This is a genomic window from Alkalispirochaeta americana, from assembly GCF_900156105.1.
Taxonomy (GTDB): domain Bacteria; phylum Spirochaetota; class Spirochaetia; order DSM-27196; family Alkalispirochaetaceae; genus Alkalispirochaeta; species Alkalispirochaeta americana.
On sequence record NZ_FTMS01000015.1, the window covers coordinates 42,930 to 64,453 of the forward strand.

Annotated in this window: 19 protein-coding genes; 8 read left to right on the plus strand and 11 right to left on the minus strand. The window is 58.3% G+C overall.

What is annotated here, in order from left to right:
• The first annotated feature begins 5 nt into the window (after window positions 1-5).
• The gene (locus BW950_RS11415; RefSeq protein ID WP_076489432.1) at window positions 6-785 is read left to right on the plus strand and encodes a type III pantothenate kinase; all 780 of its coding nucleotides are present in this window, start codon (window positions 6-8) and stop codon (window positions 783-785) included.
• Window positions 786-898: 113 nt separating this feature from the next.
• Here the strand turns inward: BW950_RS11415 and BW950_RS11420 are convergent, their stop codons facing one another.
• Window positions 899-1,108 (minus strand): hypothetical protein, encoded by a 210-nt coding sequence (locus BW950_RS11420; protein ID WP_076489433.1) that lies wholly within the window; start codon window positions 1,106-1,108, stop codon window positions 899-901.
• 116 nt (window positions 1,109-1,224) lie between these two features.
• The gene (locus tag BW950_RS11425; protein ID WP_083943964.1) at window positions 1,225-3,900 is read right to left on the minus strand and encodes an OmpA family protein; all 2,676 of its coding nucleotides are present in this window, start codon (window positions 3,898-3,900) and stop codon (window positions 1,225-1,227) included.
• A 121-nt stretch (window positions 3,901-4,021) separates the two neighbouring features.
• On the opposite strand from BW950_RS11425, the gene BW950_RS11430 reads away from it, so the two are divergent.
• Window positions 4,022-4,783: a DUF2161 family putative PD-(D/E)XK-type phosphodiesterase gene (locus tag BW950_RS11430; RefSeq protein WP_076489435.1), complete on the plus strand. Its 762-nt coding sequence runs from the start codon at window positions 4,022-4,024 to the stop codon at window positions 4,781-4,783.
• Window positions 4,780-6,102: an MFS transporter gene (locus tag BW950_RS11435; RefSeq protein WP_076489436.1), complete on the plus strand. Its 1,323-nt coding sequence runs from the start codon at window positions 4,780-4,782 to the stop codon at window positions 6,100-6,102. The genes BW950_RS11430 and BW950_RS11435 overlap by 4 nt, the downstream gene beginning before the upstream one ends.
• A 34-nt stretch (window positions 6,103-6,136) precedes the next feature.
• Here the strand turns inward: BW950_RS11435 and BW950_RS11440 are convergent, their stop codons facing one another.
• Both BW950_RS11440 and BW950_RS11445 read right to left on the minus strand, forming a co-directional pair.
• Complete coding sequence (locus BW950_RS11440) at window positions 6,137-8,071, minus strand: DNA topoisomerase IV subunit A (protein WP_076489437.1); 1,935 nt, start codon at window positions 8,069-8,071, stop codon at window positions 6,137-6,139.
• Window positions 8,071-9,861 (minus strand): DNA topoisomerase IV subunit B, encoded by a 1,791-nt coding sequence (locus BW950_RS11445; RefSeq protein WP_076489438.1) that lies wholly within the window; start codon window positions 9,859-9,861, stop codon window positions 8,071-8,073. The genes BW950_RS11440 and BW950_RS11445 overlap by 1 nt, the downstream gene beginning before the upstream one ends.
• 201 nt (window positions 9,862-10,062) lie before the next feature.
• On the opposite strand from BW950_RS11445, the gene BW950_RS11450 reads away from it, so the two are divergent.
• The 3 genes from BW950_RS11450 (at window position 10,063) to BW950_RS11460 (ending at window position 11,250) form a co-directional block, all read left to right on the plus strand.
• Window positions 10,063-10,470 carry a hypothetical protein gene (locus BW950_RS11450; RefSeq protein WP_143559220.1) on the plus strand — a complete coding sequence of 136 codons (408 nt, stop codon included), beginning with the start codon at window positions 10,063-10,065 and terminating at the stop codon, window positions 10,468-10,470.
• Between the two features lie 111 nt (window positions 10,471-10,581).
• On the plus strand, window positions 10,582-10,890 hold the full coding sequence (locus BW950_RS11455) for a glutaredoxin family protein (RefSeq protein ID WP_076489440.1): 309 nt from the start codon (window positions 10,582-10,584) through the stop codon (window positions 10,888-10,890).
• Window positions 10,891-10,917: 27 nt separating this feature from the next.
• The gene (locus BW950_RS11460) at window positions 10,918-11,250 is read left to right on the plus strand and encodes a ferredoxin-thioredoxin reductase catalytic domain-containing protein (protein ID WP_076489441.1); all 333 of its coding nucleotides are present in this window, start codon (window positions 10,918-10,920) and stop codon (window positions 11,248-11,250) included.
• Between the two features lie 104 nt (window positions 11,251-11,354).
• On the opposite strand, the gene BW950_RS11465 is transcribed toward BW950_RS11460, so the two are convergent.
• A complete protein-coding gene (locus BW950_RS11465; protein WP_159438787.1) occupies window positions 11,355-12,515 on the minus strand; it encodes a RelA/SpoT domain-containing protein in 1,161 nt (386 codons plus the stop codon).
• 124 nt (window positions 12,516-12,639) lie between these two features.
• Between BW950_RS11465 and BW950_RS11470 the strand changes: the two genes are divergently transcribed.
• Entirely contained in the window at window positions 12,640-13,725 is a 1,086-nt protein-coding gene (locus tag BW950_RS11470) for an AI-2E family transporter (RefSeq protein WP_076489443.1), read from the plus strand.
• A 27-nt stretch (window positions 13,726-13,752) separates the two neighbouring features.
• Here the strand turns inward: BW950_RS11470 and BW950_RS11475 are convergent, their stop codons facing one another.
• The gene (locus tag BW950_RS11475) at window positions 13,753-14,340 is read right to left on the minus strand and encodes a DUF6657 family protein (RefSeq protein WP_143559221.1); all 588 of its coding nucleotides are present in this window, start codon (window positions 14,338-14,340) and stop codon (window positions 13,753-13,755) included.
• A gap of 110 nt (window positions 14,341-14,450) precedes the next feature.
• Between BW950_RS11475 and radC the strand changes: the two genes are divergently transcribed.
• Window positions 14,451-15,101: a RadC family protein gene (radC, locus tag BW950_RS11480; RefSeq protein ID WP_234969098.1), complete on the plus strand. Its 651-nt coding sequence runs from the start codon at window positions 14,451-14,453 to the stop codon at window positions 15,099-15,101.
• Here the strand turns inward: radC and BW950_RS11485 are convergent.
• From BW950_RS11485 to BW950_RS11505, 5 genes are all read right to left on the minus strand, one after another.
• A complete protein-coding gene (locus BW950_RS11485; RefSeq protein WP_234969099.1) occupies window positions 15,098-17,731 on the minus strand; it encodes an ATP-dependent Clp protease ATP-binding subunit in 2,634 nt (877 codons plus the stop codon). The genes radC and BW950_RS11485 overlap by 4 nt on opposite strands.
• A gap of 4 nt (window positions 17,732-17,735) precedes the next feature.
• A complete protein-coding gene (locus BW950_RS11490; protein ID WP_159438788.1) occupies window positions 17,736-18,800 on the minus strand; it encodes a hypothetical protein in 1,065 nt (354 codons plus the stop codon).
• On the minus strand, window positions 18,787-19,296 hold the full coding sequence (locus BW950_RS11495; protein ID WP_083943965.1) for a UvrB/UvrC motif-containing protein: 510 nt from the start codon (window positions 19,294-19,296) through the stop codon (window positions 18,787-18,789). Before BW950_RS11495 ends, BW950_RS11490 begins: the two co-directional genes overlap by 14 nt.
• 126 nt (window positions 19,297-19,422) lie before the next feature.
• Entirely contained in the window at window positions 19,423-20,754 is a 1,332-nt protein-coding gene (locus tag BW950_RS11500; RefSeq protein ID WP_076489447.1) for an FtsX-like permease family protein, read from the minus strand.
• Entirely contained in the window at window positions 20,736-21,446 is a 711-nt protein-coding gene (locus tag BW950_RS11505; protein WP_076489448.1) for an ABC transporter ATP-binding protein, read from the minus strand. Before BW950_RS11505 ends, BW950_RS11500 begins: the two co-directional genes overlap by 19 nt.
• Between the last annotated feature and the right edge of the window lie 78 nt (window positions 21,447-21,524).

Here is a 21,524-nt window from a genome sequence, read left to right on the forward strand (position 1 = left end):
GACGCATGGTTCTTACGGTGGACGTGGGAAACTCGAATATCGCCTTCGGTATTCATACCGGGACGACCTGGCTCGACCATTGGCGTCTGCGCACGGATCCTGAAAAGACCGCCGATGAGTACCATGTACTCTTCCACAATCTGCTGGCAACGGCAGGGCACGAGCTGGCCTCGATCGATCGGATCGTGGTCAGCTCGGTCGTCCCCGCGCTCACCCCGGCAATTATCACCGTCTCGGAAAAGCTGTGCCCCCTGCCTCCCCTGATCGTAGAGAAGAATCTCAATACCGGCCTTGACCGAAGCGCTCCGATCCCGGCAGAACTGGGAAACGATCTCCTGGCAAACGCTGTCGCTGCTTTTCACCAGTTCCGCTCTGCGGCTATTGTTGTCGATTTCGGCACAGCCCTTACCTTTACAGCTATCTCTTCGCGAGGTGCAATTCTGGGTGTAAGCATCGCACCGGGCATCCGCAGCGCCATGCGGGCCCTTTCTGCAAATACGGCCCAACTTCCCATGGTAGAACTCAAGCCTCCTCCCTCGGCCCTCCCCCGGACCACCATGCACGCAATTCAGGCAGGGATCGTCTACGGCTACACGGGCCTGGTGAAAGAGGTGTTACAACGAATGTCCGATGAGATGGGAACCGATAAACCTGTACTGGTTGCTACGGGAGGATTTGCCGAAGAGCTGGCCCCGGTGGCCGGGCTCTTTCACCGGATAGACCAGTGGCTCACCCTGGAGGGGCTCCGAATCCTGGCCGAGCTGAACCCCCACTCGGGGGCGTAGCCGCCAAGAGGGCAACCTGGCCCCGGAGAGGTTAGCGCCCCGGGGAATCGTGCCGACACCCACCGGTGCCAGGCACCGGGGCATCGCCACAGGCAGGGTGCTTCTGCGGACTCTTACGCGCCCGCCTGAGCTTCGGCTTTTTCCTGGCGCTTTTTCTGGTTTGCCAGGGTGGCCTTGGCCATCTTGGAAATTTTCACCTTTGCACCGTCAATCTCGTGCTCGTAGAGCAATTTTACCCCGTCACGCCCGGTGATGGGACACTTGCCCCGTCCGGAGTTCGCAACTTCCTGTTTAAGGGGTGTCCCCCGATGTGCCTTTGACATAGCATCTCCTTCTGCAATCTTCTGTAATCGTACATTCACGCAACCGCAGGGGCGCGAAAAAAAGATAGTGGTGGCAGTATCCTACCGGATGCCGCCACCTTTGTCACGCCCCGAAGCTACCGGTCGAGCAAAAATTCCACCCGTCGGTTTTTCCAGAGGTTATCCAGATCCTCATGCGGCACCACAGGACGGTCACCACCCAGAGCCTGAACCCTCATGCGGTCCCGATCGACACCAAGAATGATCAGGGCCTTCATGACCTCTTCAGCCCGACGTCGCGAAAGCGGCAGAAGCTCCTCCCTCTGTTCCCGGGCAATACTCTCGGGAGACTGGAGATATACATGGGCAGCATGACCCTCTACCACAATCTGGCGGTCGGGATATCGGTTCAGACTCTGGGCGAGCCTTCTCAGGGTCTGAAGGTTCTGTTCCAGCTTGTCCCGATCGCTCATGAAGAGATCCGCCGTATTTCCCGCGAAGTGGATGCTGGCAATGCGGATACGCAGACGGTCACCGTCGGGCATCACCAGAATATCCGTGGCGATCACCGCCTCGGCCGTGGCCTGATGCCCCTCGGAATCGTTCACGGTAAACCGAACGGGGTAATCCATGGCGGATTGCACCAGTTCTCCCGACTCGCTCAGCCCATCCCAGGACAGCTCCCGAGGAGGCTCTCCCCGACCCTCAAATTGCTTGAAAGGACGGCCCCGGGGATCATCGATAGCAACCTTCCAGTCGAGAATTTCCGTCTCCGCCTTCAGGTCCAGAGCAATTGTAAGAAGATCGCTTTTACCCTCCCCGTCGGGCGAAAACGGCAGAGGTGTCAGGGTAATCCCTACCTTGGGGGGATCCGGTGCTCGCTCAACCCGGACGGGCCGGTCATCTTCGGCCTGGGCGTGGTGACCATTCTGCCAAACCACTTCCACCGAGGCGTAGTACTCGCCATCGTCCACAACGCGGCCGCCGTTGCTTACTCCGTTCCAGAGAAATCGCTCAAAAGGCCGCTGGCGATACTCACTGCGAACAACCCGCCCCTGATCGTTTCGAATCTCGAAGGAGAACTCCCGGACGCCCTGGGTATCTTCCAGGGATATGCGATAGTCAACTCCTGCCTGATCTCCCCGGGAGAGGGGGACCAACAGTCGATTTTCCGCAGTTATCTCCACTTTGGGAGTTGAAGAATCTTTTATGACCCGGAGAGGCCGCGACGAGCCGATGTTGCCCGCCCGGTCCTGGCCCTCCAGGACAAGTTCGTAGCGTCCGTCGGGGGCATCGCCCCGGCCGGTGAGATCCTCTCCGCCCCAGACCAGTTCAACCTCTTTCATCTCCGATGAACCCACCTGCCGGGGGGTGAGACCGGAAATCGCGAAGAACTCCTCCAAATCCCCCTCCAGAAGGGAAGCTCCTTCCAGAGAGACCCGAAAGCGCCAGGATACATCCCGCTCAAAACGGAGCGTCCCCGCCACAGAGCCCTTGGTGCCGGCTCCAAAAACCAGAGGTTCCCCCTGGGGAGTTTCCTGGGGCTTTGTGTTGACCCGCAGCCAGGCTTCGGGAGGCACGGTGTCTATATAAACATCCAGAGGCTCCGACTGAACCTCAACGGCGTTTTTCAGGACACCCCGCAACCGCAATGCCACCGTGCCGTCGGGGAATCGCGATCCGTCCTGGCGGCGTCCGTCAAAATTCCACTTTTCAGGAGGGGCTCCACGACCACTCTCGCTGCGCACAACCTGTCCCCGGGAGAGAACTTCCAGAGTCCAGCGGTCAAAGAAATCCGGATCCGATGCGTTGATATCCACAACCAGGGTATCTCTGACACCGCTGTCGTTGGGAGAAAACCAGCGGTTTCCATCGGCCGGTGCAAGAACGACCTCGGCAGCCTGCAGACTTAAGGTCACCTCCTGGGGGTGTGTCTCCTCGGCAACGTTGCCGGCACGATCCTCACCACGCAGGACCAGCCGATAGGTTCCTTCGGGCGCCCGGGCGCGATCTTCCTCACCGGGAACTCTTCTGGTGCCGTCCCAGGTAAATCTGGCCGGGGGCGGCACATCCCGCTCCATCCTTCGGGGCGTTTCGTTCTCGACAACCTTCTCGAAAACCAGGTCGTCCTGATCGTCCACGATCCGGACGATCCAGCGCAATTCCCGGCTTCCCTGGAGTTCAAAGGAGATGTCATCGCGAAGGCCATCTCCGTTAGGAGCAAAAATGGTATACTCCAGAGGAGGAAACTCGCCGATCTCGGGCGGGGTATTATCCACAGTTACGTTGAAGGGAGCGCTGCTGATCACGTTCCGGCCGTCATCGACGATCGACACCTGATACGTATACTCGCCGTCGGGGACAAAGGCTCCCTCCTGGGCATCCTGGGGCAGACGTTCCTGGGGAAGCCCGTAACGGCCGTCCCAGGTCAGGGTCTCGGGAATTTCCACCCGGGGCTTCTCGCCGCCGAAGAGGTTCCCGAAGAACCCGCGCCGCTCCTGCTGCCGCTCCCGTTGCTCAAAGACCAGATTTCCGTCGCCGTCAAAAACCGAGAGAGCGTACTCGATGATGACCGTGTCCTCGCTGGGCACCACCAGGCTGGAGAAAGGAAGCTGAAGAACATCCTGAAGGCCATCCTGGTTCTCGGGAGAAATGAACTGCCTCGGCTGGGGAGGAATCTCCAGAACCGGAGGCGCCTTCTCTTGAGCCCCCCCGGCAAAGGAAACCCCTGCGACGGCCAGACCCAAAAGAAGAACAAGAAATATTCTGCCGGGCCGCATTGCTGATTGTAGTACTCGTTTATTCGTTTTCATGGACACCTCACCATCCTATGTATCGGGAAACAACCGGGGAATCTTACTGTTACAAAGATATCACGAGAGAACAGGAAAATCGACTCTTCCCAGAAAACCCTTTCCCGCGATAGGGTGAAGCGTGCGCGAAACCGAGATGTTTGATCCGCTTCGGAGCTGGCTGGAGGGACAGGGTTACCTGGTCTCGGCCGAAGTAAAATACTGCGACCTGGTGGCCCGCTCTCCCGAGAAACCGGAAGAGTTCATCGTGATAGAGATGAAAACCCGCCTCTCCCTGGATCTGCTTTTTCAGGCTGCCCGGCGCAAGGCTCTGACCGAGGCGGTCTATATTGCGGTTCCCCTGCGGGGGAGCAAGAGCTCCCTGAGAAAAGGGCGCGCCCTGCAAGATCTTCTGCGGCGTCTCGAAGTGGGCCTCCTGGTTGTCCGGTTTCTCCAGAGAACAACACGGATCGAGGTTCTCCTGCACCCCCAGCCCTTCCAGCCCCGCACCGCCCGCCGCCGCAGGATAGAGATTCTCCGGGAAATCGACGGGCGCTACGCCGAGTTTGACCGGGGAGGCCTCCCTGGGGGAGCCCCCCGCCTCACGGCCTGGCGCCAGCGATCGCTCCGGGTGGCCCAGCTCCTGCTGGCTCGGGACGAAGCCTCACCGGCAGAATTGCGTCAGGCCGGCGCCCCGGCCCAAACCCAGCAGATCCTCTCAAAAAACAGCTATGGCTGGTTCGATCGGATACGGAGGGGCACCTACCGGTTGTCCCCGGCGGGAACACAGGCCCTGAGCCGGTACCAGGAGATCCTCCCCGACCTGGAGCCCCGGGTGAAGAGGGATGACCATACCAGCACGCCCCGGCACGGCCTCGGGCGCAACCACCAGGAGGCCCCGTGACCGGCCAGAATCTTCCCGAACGCGGAGTAACTACTACAGTCCTGGCCATCTTCGCGAGTATCTTTCTCCTGGGAAGCGGCTCTGCCCTCCAGAATACCGCTGTGGTCCTGCGAGGCGGTCTCGAGGGATTCTCCGACAGCACCATCGGAATCATCAGCGCCGCCTACTACGCAGGGATGCTGGCGGGCTCGTTTCTGGCGATCCTGGTGATCAAGCACGCCGGCTACGTGCGATCCTTCGCAGCCTTCGCTTCCCTGGCCTCGGTCTCTTCCCTGGCCCACGTTCTCCTGATTGATCCCCTGGCCTGGATTGTTCTGCGAACACTCCACGGCCTGTGCCTCTCGATCATTTTCGTGGTGGTCGAAAGCTGGCTCAATGTGGCAAGCCCTCAGGCCCTGCGCGGACGAATCCTCTCTGCCTATGGCATCGTCTATCTCTCTTCCATGGGCCTGGTTCAGCCCCTGATCGGATATTTCTCTCCCGCAGGGTTCGAAATATTCGGCATAACTTCGATCCTGGTCTCGCTCTGCCTGCTTCCTGTCACCCTTACCACGGTTCAGGGCGAGGCCCTTATAACGGACACGAAGATCCGCCTTCTGGGGGTCTTGAAAAAATCTCCCATGGGAACAATGGGCGTTATAACAAGCGGACTGGTGGCAGGCGCCCACGTGAGTCTGGCTCCGCGCTACGCCCAGGGGATGGGCCTCGGCGAGGGAAAAATCGGTCTGTTTCTGCTGGTCTTCTCCCTGGGAACGATGGCGATGCAATGGCCCTTGGGACTTATCTCGGACCGGTCGGGACGTCGCGCTGCGCTTCTGGTGAGTTCCCTGGCCGGGATGATAGCAGCCCTGGGGTTGGGGGTTGCCCCCGGGCCGGGCCCATTTCTCACTGGAGCAGCTTTCCTCTTTGGAGGATTTGCCATTCCCCTGTATTCCCTCTCCATCGCCACGGTAAACGACCAGCTCCTTCCGGAGGACATGGTTCAGTCCGCCAGCGCGCTCTACGTCTTCTACGGCATCGGCTCCGTAGCGGGCCCTCTGGCGGCCTCCCAGGGCATGGGAAAACTGGGGAGCTCTGCCCTCTACTGGATCATATCGCTCATCCTGGCAGGCTACGCCCTCTTTGGCCTGTCCAGAATCAATCGGGTCCCGGGGTTTATCATCCGGGGGTCCTCCGAGAGTTACCACACCTACCCTCGTACATCACCCTTGACGATTCAGTTTCTCCGTCGGCCGCCACGCAAACGGCGGAAGGCCCCGGAAACCCCTCGGGAAGCAACAAAACCACCGCCGGAAGAGGCCCGGGAGCTTCGGCCCTGACGGGCGCTACCCTCCCCGCCAGGCCCCGCACCCATCAAGCCTGGTTCCGTCTTGACCTGGCCCGGCTGGTAAGAACCTTTACCGAGGAAACCTCCTTGGTAGAGAGACGAACCCCTCCGGCGCGAGTGCTCTTTACCAGATACTCCGAAATATCAAAATCTTCCTCGAGCTTCTGAATCCGGGGCTTTTTCTTGTACCGCAGCCGAATCACCCCATCAACCAGGGTGGTGAAGGCCAGAACCCGGGCACCCTCAGGCAGAAGAGAATAGTCCTTGCCCAGGATAAACTGCTCGATAGCGCACCGCTTCAAGCAGGCTGCCCCCTGATCGTTACAGTAAACCAGGGTAAAGACCGTCTCGGCCAGAAGCTCCTTGTCGGCCAGCCCCGCATGAAGGAGCCCCTCCCCGACAAAAAGCTTTTCCGGCACGTCCACAACGCGGTACCCCGCCGTGGCATCAATGAGGAGCACCCGATCGTAGGGGGATACAGCGGCCACCTCTGTTCCTTCGGCAAGACCGTAACCCAGGTACCCCGTCTTTTCGTCGTACCGGAGCTGCCGGTCCCGGGGCGCAGCCTCGCGGACATCCACCCGGCGAAACGCCTGAAGCGTGGTGAGCCGGGGAAAGGCCTCCCCGTGATTTTCCAGAACACCTTCCAGAAAAGCCAGGGCGTAGGTTACCAGATCCTTCAGATGCTCCCTGACCGCCTCCAGGCGTTGCCCGATCGCCTGAACCTCCTGGAGGTTTCTCTCGATATCATAGCGGGATATCCGCCGAATCGGAATCTTCAGAAGTCGTTCTATATCCTCATCGGTGACATCCCGCACCAACTCTGCGCGAAACGGGATAAATCCATCGAATACTGCTGCAGAAACGCCCTGGTGGGACCGTTCTTCCTCAATCCGTTTGTAGATTCGTTCTTCAATAAAAATCCGCTCCAGCGTACGCAGGTGCAACCGCTCCAGGAGTTCCTGTTCTTCGTGGCGAAGTTCCCGCTCCAGGAGCGTCACCAGTTGCCGGGCATGATACTGGATCACCTCGGGCACGGTAAAAAGGCGGGGTTTGTTTTCATGAATCATCAAGAGATTCACCGAGATCGACTGCTCACAGTCGGTGAAGGCGTAGAGGCCATCCACTACATCCTGGGTGTAGACACCCCGAGGCAGGCGGATCTCGATTTCCACGTTCTCCGAGGTATAATCGTTGATCTGGGCAATCTTTATCTTCCCTCGCCGGGTAGCGTTCTCAATCGAAGCGATGAGAGACTCCGTGGTAGTCCCAAAGGGGATCTCCCTGATCACGATCCGTTTCTCATCGCTCGTATCGAGAGTTGCCCGAACCAGGACCTTTCCCTGCCCCTGGGCATAATCCGACACATCGAGAAGCCCCCCCGTGGGGAAATCGGGATAGAGCTCTACCGTTTCTCCCCGCAACGCTGCCTGCACCGCCCGGATCACCTCGACAAAATTATGGGGCAAGATCCGCGTGGACATCCCCACGGCGATTCCCTCGGCTCCAAGCACCAGGGCCAGGGGGATCTTGGCGGGAAAGACCACAGGCTCCCGATTACGGCCGTCGTAACTCTCGACGTATTCTGTCAGCTCGGGACGCCAGAGGATCTCCTTGGCGATAGGATTGATCCGGCACTCGATATACCGTGCTGCCGAGGCGCGATCCCCGGTGAAAATATTCCCGAAGTTCCCCTGGGTATCGATGAACAGCCCCTTGTTGGCCAGCACCACCAGAGCTTCGTAGATGGAGGCATCCCCGTGGGGATGGTATTTCATGCAGTGACCGACCACGTTGGCCACTTTATGAAACTTGCCGTCGTCCACTTCCAGAAGGGAGTGAAGAATCCTCCGTTGCACCGGTTTCAGGCCATCCTCCACGTGGGGGATGGCCCGATCCTTGATAACGTAACTGGCGTATTCCAGAAAGTTGGAGTTAAACAGAGTATGTACGTAGGCCATCAGATCAAATTCTCCATAATAAAGGCCCGTCGTTCCGGAGTGTTCTTTCCCATAAAAAAGGTCAGGGTCTCCTGAATATCCTTGATGGTTTTCAGATTCACCGGGACAATCCGCATGTCCTCGCCGATGAACTGACCGAACTCCCGGGGTGATATTTCGCCGAGCCCCTTGAAGCGGGTTACCTCGGCGCCCCGGATTTCCTGGACCGCCCGGGCCCGTTCAGCTTCGGAGTAGCAGTAGCGTGTTTCCTTCTTGTTTCGGACCCGGAACAGGGGCGTCTCAAGGATGTACATGTGATTTGCCACGACCAGTTCCTCAAAATACTGGAGGAAGAAAGTAAGCAGAAGATTCCTGATATGAAACCCGTCGTGATCGGCGTCGGTGGCGATAACGATTCGCTGGTAGCGCAAAGTGGCCACGTCTTCTTCGATTCCCAGGGCCATCATCATGTTGTAGAGCTCTTCGTTACGGTAGATCTCGCCCCGCTTCTTCGCATACATGTTCTGGGGCTTTCCCCGGAGTGAAAAAATCGCCTGGGTGTAAACATCGCGTGCCCCTACCATGCTCCCCGTTGCGCTGTCTCCCTCGGTGATGAAGATCGTGCTCTCTTCGCCGCGCTTGTCCCGATCGCCCCGGTGAAACTTGCAATCCTTCAACTTGGGAATCTTCAGGGAGATACGCTTCGCGGCCTCCCGGCTCTCTTTTCGGACAGTATTAAGCTCCTTGCGAAGTTTCTCGTTCTGGGTGATCTTTGCTTCCAGTTTTTTGGCAGCCCCCTGGTTGCGAAAGAGGAAATCCGCCACGGCCTCCCGGACCTGGTTCACGATCCATCCGCGGATGTCAGAGTTACCCAACTTGTTTTTTGTCTGTCCCTCGAACTGGGGCTCCTTGAGCCGCACCGCTACAGCCCCGGCGATCCCCTCCCGGACATCCTCTCCGGCGTAGTTCTTCTTGAAAAACTCGTTGACACCCTTGAGCACTCCTTCGCGGAAGGCACTCTGATGGGTTCCTCCGTCAGCGGTAAACTGGCCGTTCACAAAGGAGAAGTAGGTTTCTCCGTAATTGGAAGTGTGGGTGAGGGCGAATTCCAGACGTTCATCCCGATAATGAGCAATTCCGTAGAGTTCTGCATCGCCCACCTCATTGGCCAGCAGATCTTTCAATCCTCCGTTGGAAAAAATCTTCTGTTTGTTATAGAGGATCGCAAGTCCCGCGTTGAGATACGCGTAGTTCCACAGTCGCTGGAGGATAAACTCCTCGTTGAACTGATACTCCCCGAAGAGACTGTGATCCGGCCTGAACTGAACCCAGGTGCCGTCTTTCTGACTGCTTTTCTTCCCCTGGCGATGTTTTTTGAGAACCCCCGCAGCGAAGATCGCCTCGGCCCAGGCACCGTCACGGAAGCTGACAGCGTGAAAATGCTCCGACAGGGCGTTTACCGCCTTGGTCCCCACTCCGTTCAACCCCACGGAGAACTGGAAGACCTCGTCGTTGTATTTTGCCCCGGTATTGATCTGACTTACCGCATCTTTCAACTTTCCCAGGGGGATCCCCCGGCCATAGTCACGAACCGTAATCGTTCCGTCGTCATCACGCTTGATCTCGATCTTCCGACCGTGGCCCATGATAAACTCGTCGATCGCGTTGTCCACGATCTCCTTGATCAGGATGTAGATTCCATCTTCAAAATTGCTGCCATCCCCCAAGCGCCCCACATACATCCCGCTACGCAGACGTATGTGATCCAGGCTGGAGAGGGTTTTGATCGAATTCTCGTCGTACTTCGTCATCGCACAGGAAGATATCACATTCCGACCGGGGTGGTCACCGTCCCTCCCTTGTTACTCCTGGGGCTCGAGCCCCTGGTTTGGCGTCTCTGGTTTGGCGTATTATTATTACTATCCATGGTGTGTCCCGTGAATGAAAGGGTCCTGCAAGGCAGGCCCGGTTGGTTCTGGTTCTTCTTCAACGATCCATCCCTCAGGGGTCTGATGGTCACCTGTCGGCACATCACGGGGATTGCTCCTGCCTTTGCACTGGCCCTGATCATCCTCCTGGGAAGCTGCACAACTCCGGGGGGTGCCGCTGATCAGGAATCCCGGCAGGGTGTTCTTCCCGACGAGGATGTCACCCTGGACGAGGACGACCCGGAACCGCTCCTCACCATAACCGCGATCATTCTGGAGCTCCACTGGACGACCCCCCGAACACAACTCATCCTGGATCACTCGCCCTTGCTCAAGAGGGTCTTTGCCGGAGATCCCCAGGTGGTTTCCTTTGCCGATCGGGATCCCCGGCGATCGACACGCCTGGTCTTCCGTTTTCACGTGAACACCACCGCCGCGCCGCCCTTTGTTTCTGATCCCGACCGCTTTATCAATCCCCAGCTTTACGAATAGCTCCCCGCAATACCCCGGAGAAGAGCCTCCGCCACGCCGGGACACCGCACCGGGGCTATATCTCCCGGGTATCCCTTGAAAATCATGAGAAAAAAGAACTACCTTTAGGGTGTGGAAAAAGCAATAGATTCTCTTACGTTCGAAACAGTGGATGGCCCCCTGAGGGATCACGAGGTAACGGTTTTTTCTCTCTCTACCTGCGCCTTCTGTCACAAGGCGATTGATTTTCTCACCACGTCGGGCGTCCAGTTCCAGTACATTCACCTGGACCTGATCGACCAATCGACAAAGCGCGCGGTGAAGCGGGAACTTTCGGACCGCTTTGACAACGTCGTGGTCTTTCCGATTCTCGTGGTGGATCATCAACGGGCATTCTCCGGATTTACCGAATCGGTCTGGACACGAGCCCTGGATCTCTAGGTCTGAGGACCTTTCAGGAGGGCCCCTGTGAAGCAGCGAACTGTCGAGGAAACACAGCATTTTATTGATAAAGCCGCCCGACATTACGGGTGGGTCCCGGTGGGAGATGCGCAATTCCGGCAACGGATTGCTCAAGGCCTTACCGACAATGTAAACCGCTACGGCTACTACCTCTGTCCATGCCGGGACGGAGAGGGCCTCCGCCAGGAAGACCGGGACATCATCTGTCCGTGCACATACGCTGCCCCGGACATCGCCGACTACGGACAATGCTTCTGCGGACTCTTTCTCTCCCCCGAAAAATCCCGGGAGGGAGGCGATGTCTCCCAGATCCCCGAAAGACGCCCCCTGGAACGGTAAGCTCCTGTTCCGGGCCTGGCGCCTCCTGGTCTGGCCCTTTTATCTGGGCCCTTTTATCTGGGCCCTTTTATCTGGGCCCTTTTTGTCTGGGCCTTTTTTCGTTCTCAGCTCTTTTCCTGGCCAGCGGGAAGCTCGTGAAGTTCCCGGAGCAGCTCCCCGGCGGCGGGGTTGTCGGGCTCCAGCTTCAAGACAAACTGGCAATCCGCCAGGGCCGTCTCCTGCTCTCCCATCTCGCGATACAGCTCGGCCCGGGCAATCCTCGAATCCACGTGGTACGGGTCGTACTCCAGGCAACGCGAGAAATCTGTCAGAGCCTCTTCTGTTTTCCCTTGAGCCCGATACACCACCCCCCGATAGTGATAAGCCTTGGTGGTCTTGGGAGATATCTTGATGGTGGCGGTGAAATCTTCCACAGCTCCGGCTGTATCCTGGACCGCAAAGCGGGCCATACCCCGGTGGGTGTAAATGATGGCGCTCACATACGGCTCGGGCTGGTAGGCCAGGATATCGCCATAGACCCGAATAGCCGACTTGTAGTCCTTCTGGCTGTGGAAGTGCAACGCCCTGATCAACATGGTGTCAATGGTATCACTCCCGGTATGAATCGGGTCCTCGCCCTCGGAACCGTTTCCGGAAGCGCTCTTGCTACCGGACAGCTCCCCCAGCTGGGACCAGAAGGTGGCCCGACGACGCATTAATTTCCGGCTCATGGTGCGCTGATAGTCACGAATTTCCTGAAAAATAATATCCGAGAGCGTCAGGTTTGCATTGAGCGCCGCCAGCTTGCGCCGCAACTTTGTGTCCAGGGGAGTCAATTCGGCCTTGTACACAAGCTCGTGCTCCACCTCGGCCCAGGCATCCTGAAGAATCGTCCGAAGCTGCACCTCGCAAATCCAGCGCCGATCCAGATGAAAGCTGTCGCGAATATCCCGGGGCAACTCGATCAGGAGATGTACCGAGCTGTAGCCGAACTCGGTCTCCCCCAGATGAGCGCCTTTCCGCTCCACCTCGGTGATCTCGAAGGCTCCACGGAGCGCCTCCTCCACCACGGTGAGCTCCTCCACAAAGGGACAGACCACGCGAACCCCCAGGAGATCGGTAATAAGCACATCCCCGCCGGGGCCGCTCTCGCGGGAACGGCGCAAGAGTTTTTCGTAGAAGCTGTCAAAGGACTTGATGCGGTATTTCAAGGTGGGGCTGCTGATCTCGGCCGACGCCAGGGCAACTTTTATTCGCCGTTGCATCTCGTGCAAAGCCTTTTCCAAAGCACATGCCTGATGCTCATACTGGTACTGGAGCTCCCGACGAGAAGGGAGCGGCAACGTTAAGCAGTACATTGCCCCATTATAACACGCACAGTACAATTAGAACGAGGAGGAAGAGAAAAAGATGAAGAAATTTGACAATCTTTTACCGGAAATTATATTCCTTCTGGTTCTCACGGCCTTTTCCCTGGCTTTTTTTCGCCTCATGAGTCCTTTTTTGCTTAGCGCCTTTCTGGCAGTCGTTCTGGCAAATCTCTTCTGGCCCATCTTTGACAGGATTTCCCGGCGTTTCGGCAAACCCCGTCTGGCAGCAGCCCTCACCACGGGGCTAATCATTCTGATTGTTATTATTCCTGCGGGAACCGTCACAGCTCTGGTGGCTGCAGAAGTTATCGAACTGGTGGGGATCTTCCGCCGACAGTGGGGCGAAACCCCGGTGACCGAACTTCTGACCATCCTTCAGGAGCATGTGGCTGCCCTCCCCCTCATTAGAAGCGTTCTGGCCTATCTGCCGGAGGAGGAAGTTGCCAGAGCTTTTGAAGAGACCTTCCGGGCCTCGGGGGATCATCTTCTGCGCATGGCCCGGCGGTACCTGGGAAGCGTCTCCACAGGACTTTTCAAGTTCCTTATCACTATCCTGCTGACCTTCTTTTTTATCCTCGATGGCCCGCGTATGGTTCACCGCATCAAGGAGTTTCTCCCCCTGAGCGATCACAATATCGATCAGATAACAAGCGAGACGGTGAACACCATCGGCGCCACCCTGGCCAGCACCGTTTTTCTGGGAATCCTCGAGGGAGCCATGACAACAATTCTTTTTCTCTCCCTGGGACTCCCCAGCCCCTTTCTCTGGGGAGTGGTCACCATGGTTCTCTCCATGATACCGCTGGTGGGGACGAACCTCATTCTTCTTCCGGCCGGAATCTTGTCGATCCTCCTGGGCCGTCCCCTGGCAGGGTTCATCATTATCTGTGTGGGCGCCGGGATAGTAGGTATCAACCAGAACATTATTCGCCCAAAACTTGTGGGAAACCGGACCGGGCTACACCCTGCCCTGGCCCTCCTTTCAACAATCGGAGGGCTGGCCCACCTGGGGCTGATCGGCTTCCTGGTGGGTCCCGTGGCTGCGTCGCTCTTCATTGTTACCTGGAGGCAGTTCGGGAAGCGCTACGAGCGCATCCTGGCCGAGAAAAACACGCCCCTTCTGTAGGCCCCCGCCTCTTTCCAAAACTCTGTCTCAAATTCCTGCCATACTCCGCAGGTGTGTCTCCACTTCGCCCAGGGCCCGCTGGTATTGCTCCTGGAGATTCCCCAGGTGATCCTGAAGGAGCTTGGCGAACTCCGGGTCCTGGGATGCCTCAAGCCGCACGGGACGGCCATACTGTTGGGACAGTTGCTGCTCCCGCTGTTTGAGGCGGGGGCCATACTGCTCCGTGAGCCCCTCTATCAATTGATTTCGATCCTGGAGATAGCGCGAGAAGAACTCCCGTACTTGCTGAAGTATCGCATCGACCATGGACCGGTCCCGCGACAATTCCTTCATCACCGTCGCAAGTTCATCGAGCCGAGCCAGGTCGCGCTCCTCCTGCGGAAGCACCAAGTTGCTCCGTACCGCCTCAAAAAGGCCTTCCTTCACCCAGACCAACTCGTTCTTGGGGAAGGCTTTCAGAGCCTTCTTGAGCTGAAAATCGGGGTCCTTTCGGAGGGTCGCGAGCATCTTCCGCCCCTCGTTCCGTGCCTCATGCTTCCGAACCGCCTCGGGGTCTCCCTGGATATCCCTGGTCTTTTCCAGGGCGATCTCCAGTGCTGATTTTATCTCTGCCATGAACCAAGTATACAGAAAAAAAGCGTTTCGCAAAAGCAGGACCGCTCTTTCTCCCGTCTCCGTAGGATGTGAAAGCAACGGGAAAAGAGGCCAAAGAGATGGCCCGGTACATGGAACAGGTTAAAAACGGCTGCGGTCCTCGGGAACGACTTTTGGGAGAAGGTGCCCACGTTCTGAGCGATCAGGATCTTTTAGCGGTGGTCCTGGGAAGCGGCCACCAGGGATGCGGCGTCTTTGCCCTGGCCCAGCGGGTTCTGGGGGTGCTGGAAGAGAGCCAATTTCGGGCAACTCCCCAGGAGCTCATGTCAGTAAGCGGCGTTGGCCCCGCCAAGGCAACTCTTCTGGCAGCGGCAGTTGAGTTCTGCCGGCGCGTTCTGGCCCCCAGAAACTACCGGATACGTCACCCCTCCGACGCGGTACCGCTTCTTCAGCACTACGCCGATCGGAGACAGGAACACTTTCTTGCGATCTCCCTGAACGGAGCTCACGAAGTCAACGCGGTACGAATCGTCTCGGTGGGGTTGGTGAACCGAACCCTGGTACACCCCAGGGAGGTTTTTGCCGATGCGCTCCAGGATCGGGCTGCTGCGATTATTGTGGCCCACAACCACCCCAGCGGAAACACCGATCCCAGTGCCGAGGACCGGGCAGTCACCCGAACCCTCACCGAAGCGGGTGACATTTTGGGGATCCGCCTTCTGGATCATATCGTCTTCTCCTCCCAGGGCTACTACAGTTTCCGGGAGAATGACGAACTTTAGTCCCCGCGGGATGAATCACCCAGGGATATTCCCTGGGGAGACTCCTTCTCTGCCGCCGGGGCAGAGACCTCGGAGGCTTCAGGGCTTCCAGAGTTCTCAGGCTTTTCTGAAGAACCGGTGCGCTTCTTTGCCTTCCTCCGGAAGGTAAAGGCTCCGTTGCGCACACCTACCAGGATATGATCTCCCTCGCCGAAGCGACGGCGCAGGAGATCCATCGCCAGGGGATCCTCGATCTCCCGCTGGATGGTACGGCGCAGGGGGCGCGCTCCGTATTTCACATCGTAGCCGCGCTCGATCAGCAGATCTCTGGCGGAGCGAGTCACCTCCAGGGTGATATCCCGCTCGGCCAGACGTGTCTGCATATCTCCCAGAAGAATTTCCAGGATTGAACGAACCTGCGGATCCGAGAGACTATGAAACACCACAATCTCGTCAACCCGGTTTATGAACTCCGGACGGAACTGCTTGCGAAGCTCATTCATCGCCGATGCGCGGATCTCCCGGTACTCCAGAAGCCCCTCGTTGGAGCGGAACCCCACCGAGGCATCCCTGGTTATCTCACGAGCTCCGGCGTTGGACGTCATAATGAGAACGGTGTTTCTGAAGCTTACCTTGTGGCCCAGATTATCCTGGAGCTCTCCCTCTTCCAGAATCTGCAGGAGCAGGTTAAACACATCGGGATGGGCTTTTTCGATCTCGTCCAGAAGCACGACGCTGTAGGGCTTCCTGCGGATTTTCTCGGTGAGAACGCCTCCTTCTTCGTAGCCGACATATCCCGGGGGTGCTCCCACAAGGCGGGAGACATTGTGCTTCTCCATGTAATCAGACATATCTATCCTGATGAGGGCGTCGGACGTCCCAAAGAGAAACTCCGCCAGCGATTTGGCCAGCAGGCTTTTTCCAACCCCCGTGGGCCCCAGAAAGATGAAAGACCCCATGGGCCGCTCGGGGGCACTCAGCCCCGTCCGGGACCGCCGAATCGCTGAAGCGATCCCCTGAATAGCCTCATCCTGTCCGATCACACTCCGGTGGAGATCCTTCTCTATATCAAGAAGGCGCTCGCTTTCGCTCTGGGCAATCCGGACCAGAGGGATGCCGGTAATCTCGCTGAGGACGTAATTAATGTCTTCTGCATCGACAACGCTCTGCTCGCTCCGCAGCGTCACCCGCCAGTGGCTCCTGAGTTGCTCCACCCGATCTTTGAGTTGGCGCACCTCGTCCCGGACAGCAGCAGCCCGCTCATAGTTCTGGCTGTTGACCAGGGCGATCTTCTCGCTGTTCAGTTGTTCAATGTGCCGTTCCAGCTCGGCGATCTCCGTAGGTCGGACACTGTTGGATATCCGTTTCCGGCTTCCCGCTTCATCGATCAGATCGATCGCCTTGTCGGGCAGAAAGCGATCTGCTATGTAGCGTCTGGACATAACCGAGGCAACCTCCAGGGCTCCCGGCGTATACGAAACGTTATGATGCTCCTCATAGCGTTCCTTGATCCCCCGGAGGATCTCGATCGTTTCTTCCACCGAGGGTTCCGGAACGATGACTGACTGGAACCGCCGCTCCAGGGCTGCGTCTTTCTCGATGTATTTCTTGTATTCATTCAGGGTAGTCGCGCCGATGCACTGCATCTCTCCCCGCGAAAGGGCTGGTTTAAGCATATTGCTGGCATCGATCGCGCCTTCGGCCCCACCGGCTCCGATGATGGTATGAAGCTCGTCTATGAAGAGGATGACGTTACCGCTGTTGGTGATCTCCTTCATGACCCGCTTCAGCCGCTCTTCAAACTCACCCCGATATTTGGTGCCCGCTATGAGGCTCGCCAGATCCAGCGTGAGAACCCGCTTGCCCATCAACACCTCGGGAGCCGTCCCATTGACGATTTCCTGGGCAAGGCCCTCCACGATGGCGGTTTTTCCCACCCCCGGCTCTCCAATGAGAACGGGATTGTTCTTGGTTCGTCGGGCCAGAATCTGAATGACCCGCTCGATTTCACGCTTTCGCCCCACCACCGGATCCAGGCGGTTATCCCGAGCCAGAGAGGTGAGATCACGGGCAAACTCATCCAGAGTCGGGGTCGCCTTCTTTCCCGCCTGGGCGGTAGAAACCCTGCGCCGCCCCGCGCCTCCGGTGCTTCCCTGAGCACTGCCTGATCCGGAACCCGCGGCTGCTCCCGCAGGAGAACTTCCCCGGGATTCGCCGCCGCTCAAATCAACAATGACCTCACGGAGCATATCCACGGTCACACCAAACTGATCCAGAAAGAAGGAGGTCTTGCTCTCGTGCTCGCGACAGCAGGCAAGAAGGAGATGCTCGGTACCGATATACTCGTGGCCCAGATTTCGGGCTTCCTCAGCTGAATCCTCCAGAACCTTGCGCCCCCGCGACGAGGGAGGGACATCCCCCAGGGTAAACCCCCCGCGTTTCTTGGGAATGGAGTTCTCCAACTCGATCTGCATCTTGGCAGGATCGATCATCACCTTCTCAAGGGCTTTGTAGCCGAGCCCTCCCCCTTCTTTGAGGATCGCCAGCATGATATGCTCGGGCAAGAGTTGCTCCGAATGAAACCGCTTCGCCTCATCCTGGGCAAGTATCTGCAAAACCCGCTGGGCTCGTTGTGTCAATCCTTTAAACATCTTCCTACTCCTGTTGCGCCGTTGCGGCTCTCAGCATCTCTCTGATCAGCATGGCCCGTCGCGCGTCAAGGCTCTCACGGGTATTCTCGTCCTTTTTTTCCGAGAACACCACCACTGAACTATCACAAGCGGCAAAAAAAAGATTCGTGACCTCTGGGCAGGCCACGCCGTCGATCAAACCACAGGCAGCTCCCAGGCGGACCAGACCAATCTGTTCCATAGCCTCATGGCGAGGCAAAACCCGAGCGAAAGAGAGCACTCCCAACGCCCGGTGAACCGCATCCTCCAGCTCGTGCCGGTGATCCTGGAGGAGCAAATCCCTAGCCTTCCGCTCATAATATACTAACCGCTCTACCAGGGTAGCAAGTTCTGCCGCCGTTTCATCCTCGGACTCACCAAAAGAAGCCGGGCAGGCAAGTCGATACAGCGAAGGATGGATACCATCCTCCCCTGGCAGGGGATGGATCAAAACCCGCGAACTCCCTTTCGGGGGAATCCCCTTGCCCTGTCGTGGCAACCCCTGGGCCCCCTGCTGAAGAGCGGGCAGAAACAGGACCGCCCCGGCGGTGAGGCCCGTTCCAACCCGGTGAAGGTGCGGCGAGAGATAGCCCAACCGGAGTGATACTGCGTAGGAGAGATGCTCTTCCAGAAGCCGATCAAGGAGAGAGGCTTTCTCCTGGGCCATCTCCGGAGCCCACCCCCCCGACGTTCCCTGGATGGTCACGTGATCTTCGCCTCCGAGGCGAATCATCTCTTCTTCGCCCGGGGAGACGATAGAGAAGGAGGTCTCTTCTTCCCCGGCCAGGATTCCCCGGACCGAGAAAAAACGGCGGACTTCAGGGATCAGACGGGGGCCGTCAATTACGTAATACTCCTCGGGAAGGGCCGTTCCTGCCTGTTCAACCCGCCGTCGCACTTCCCGGCGTTCGGCCTCTCCAGCACCCTCGTTGAACGGAATATCCGCCAGGTTTCGTCCCAGCTCCACTATGGTGGCCACCACCACATCGCTGTCCGGCCCGGCGTGAGAAAACCACCCTTGAGGAGATGGAACTGCCCTATGAATCAGCATGGTCAGATATGTCAGAGGCAGCCGGAGCATCCAGGGAGAGCTCCTGGAGCTGGTCCCTGAGGAGCGCAGCCGACTCGAAATCCTCCTGCTCCACTGCCAGAGAGAGGCGGTGGAGCACACGCTCCCGCTCCACAAAGATCCGGCGGTAGCGGGCGAGCCGTTGCGGCAACCGTCCCTGGTGGGACGCATCTTCCCGGTGGAGCCGAAGAATGCGATCAATCGCCTGGTCAAAAAGAGCGTAACATTCGGAACACCCCACCCGGTGGCGGAGGACAACGTCCCGCAAGGTGGTTCCGCAACGCGGACAAGCCTGGCTGGTCCGGGGACCACAGCGATGCCAGGCAAAAACTCCCTCGAAAAGATACGCCACCGAGGGGCAGCCCTCCTGAAGACCCGCCACACCCAATTCCTGCGCTTCCTGAAGCGACAGGTCGCGCTGTTGTCGCGCGGCCCCCTTCATTCGTATCAGGGTATACCGTCGATCCCGTCGTTTCATCGACGTAAGTCTACCACGGTGGTTGTCATTAACCAATCATCCACCCGATCATTCCGGCGAAACTCCCGGCCGTCTGCAGCACGCCGCCTGCCCCACACCACCAGGGCAGCGCACCCGGACCCCGCCTCAGCCATGATTTCGCAGAACCCGATCGGGCAAAAGCGAAGCGGCCCGACGTGCCGGCAACACAGCCGCACACAAAGCGAAGAGGAGAGCCAGAAAGATCGAGAAGAAGAGAGCTGGAAAAGAAAGCTCCACCGGTATCTGTTCAAGATAAAAATCGGCACTGAAGAGATCTACCTCTCTTCCCGCAAAGAACCCTGCCATGTTTTCGAAGGCCTGGAGAACCTCATTCAGATGGAGCGAGAGAACTGTGCCCAGAAGCACACCCAGAACCGCGCCACCGAACCCGATGACACCTCCGCACAGGAGAAAAATGCCACCCGTCTGGCGAGCAGACATCCCCGTGGCCCGAAGAATGGCGATATCCTCTTCTTTTTCCACCACCAGAAGGATCAGCGCCGAAGAAATATTAACAGCAGCCACGGCGACAATCAGGGCCATCACAAAGGCAAGCAAGTTCCGGCTTGTAAGGAATGAAATATAGCGCCCCTCTTCCAGCCAGTACCAGGTGTAGGTTGCCCATTGGTTACCCAGAAGCTCTCGCAGAGCTTCCCAGGTGGCCTTCATCTCTGTCCGCTCACTCCCCGCCAGAAGGCCCTCGGGGCCACGCTGAAAGAGGGGATTGTTCAGTGCGAAGGGATGATCCACCTTTATTCCCAGAATCGTGTTGACCGATTCGGGAGGAATAACCCGCCGCCCCCGATCAGCATCAATGAAAACCCAGAGCCGATCAAGATCGCGATATCCCGTGGATACCACCCCCGTGACCAGAAACCGGCTCACCCGGGGGAGCATGCGCCCCTCACCCAGAGGGCGCACCGTCAGGAGACGAACCTCCTCCCCGGGGGAAACGCCGAGACGATTTGCCACATCAACGCCCAGAACAATCCCCTGATCCTGTTTCAGATCAAAACTCCCGGCCTGAACCTCCAGAAAGGCCCGCACCCCCGGATCATCGTCCCAGAACGCCTGGGGAACTGCCCGAAGCGTTACCCCGCTCCGGCCTTCGTCGGAATAGATCAGCCCGAATCCCTGATGCTCTATCAGGGTGGATTGCACTCCCGGAAGCTCGCGCACCTGCCGGGAAAACCGATGCCATTCGTCCTCGGACAGTTCCTTCTGAGGCAGGGCCTGAATATGATAACTGCCCGTCTCGATAAAGCGCTCCACGATTCCCCGAATCATCCCGTCCGCCACGTGCTGGACCACTACCAGCGGAACCAGGCTGATCGCCACGGCAAGAACAGCTCCGATCAGCCGGCCCTGCCCCCGGCGAGCGCCGGGAGCGCCCGAGAGAAAGCGAAAAGCCACCAGGATCAGTCCGAAACGAGGCATCCCTGCTCCAAATGAAAGGACCGCATCGTCCGTCGAGCCAGACACATATCGTGGGTGACAATAATCAGAGTCTTGCCGTATTCCGAGACCAGCCCGAAAAGAACCTCCTCCAGACGCTGGGAGTTGGCATCATCCAGATTCCCCGTGGGTTCATCGGCCAGAACCACCTCGGGATCGTTGATCAAGGCCCGGGCGGCGGCAACCCGCTGCCGCTCTCCTCCGGAAAGCTGTGGAGGAAGATGATGAAGGCGATCCTGGAGCCCCACCTGACCGAGAAGTTCCCTGGCCCGCTGCGATGCCTCTTCCCGGCGGCGATTCTGCATAAGCGCCGGAAGCATCACGTTCTCGAGAACCGAGAAATCCTTGAGAAGGTAGTGAAACTGAAAGACCAGCCCCACCGTCCGGGCCCGGTACTGGGTCAGGGCATCTTCATCAAGCTCTTCTACCCGGTGCGACCCCACAAGGATCTCTCCCCGATCCGGAAGATCCAGCCCCGCCATAAGGCTCAGGAGGGTACTCTTGCCGCATCCACTCTCCCCGGTAACCGCCACAACCTCACCTGGCAAGACGGAGAACGAGACATCCCGGAGAACCTCCAGGCGTTCTTCTCCGTTGGGGAAACTTTTTTGAACACCCTGTACCGCAACTGCCACACCCCGGGAAGGCTCTCCCGAGAGGGGTTTTTCCTTCATCACGCCTCCTTCATCCAGCCCTGAATCCTGCCCTGCGTTCTGCCATATCGGCTTTCACCAGCTCTTTTCTCGCGTCCA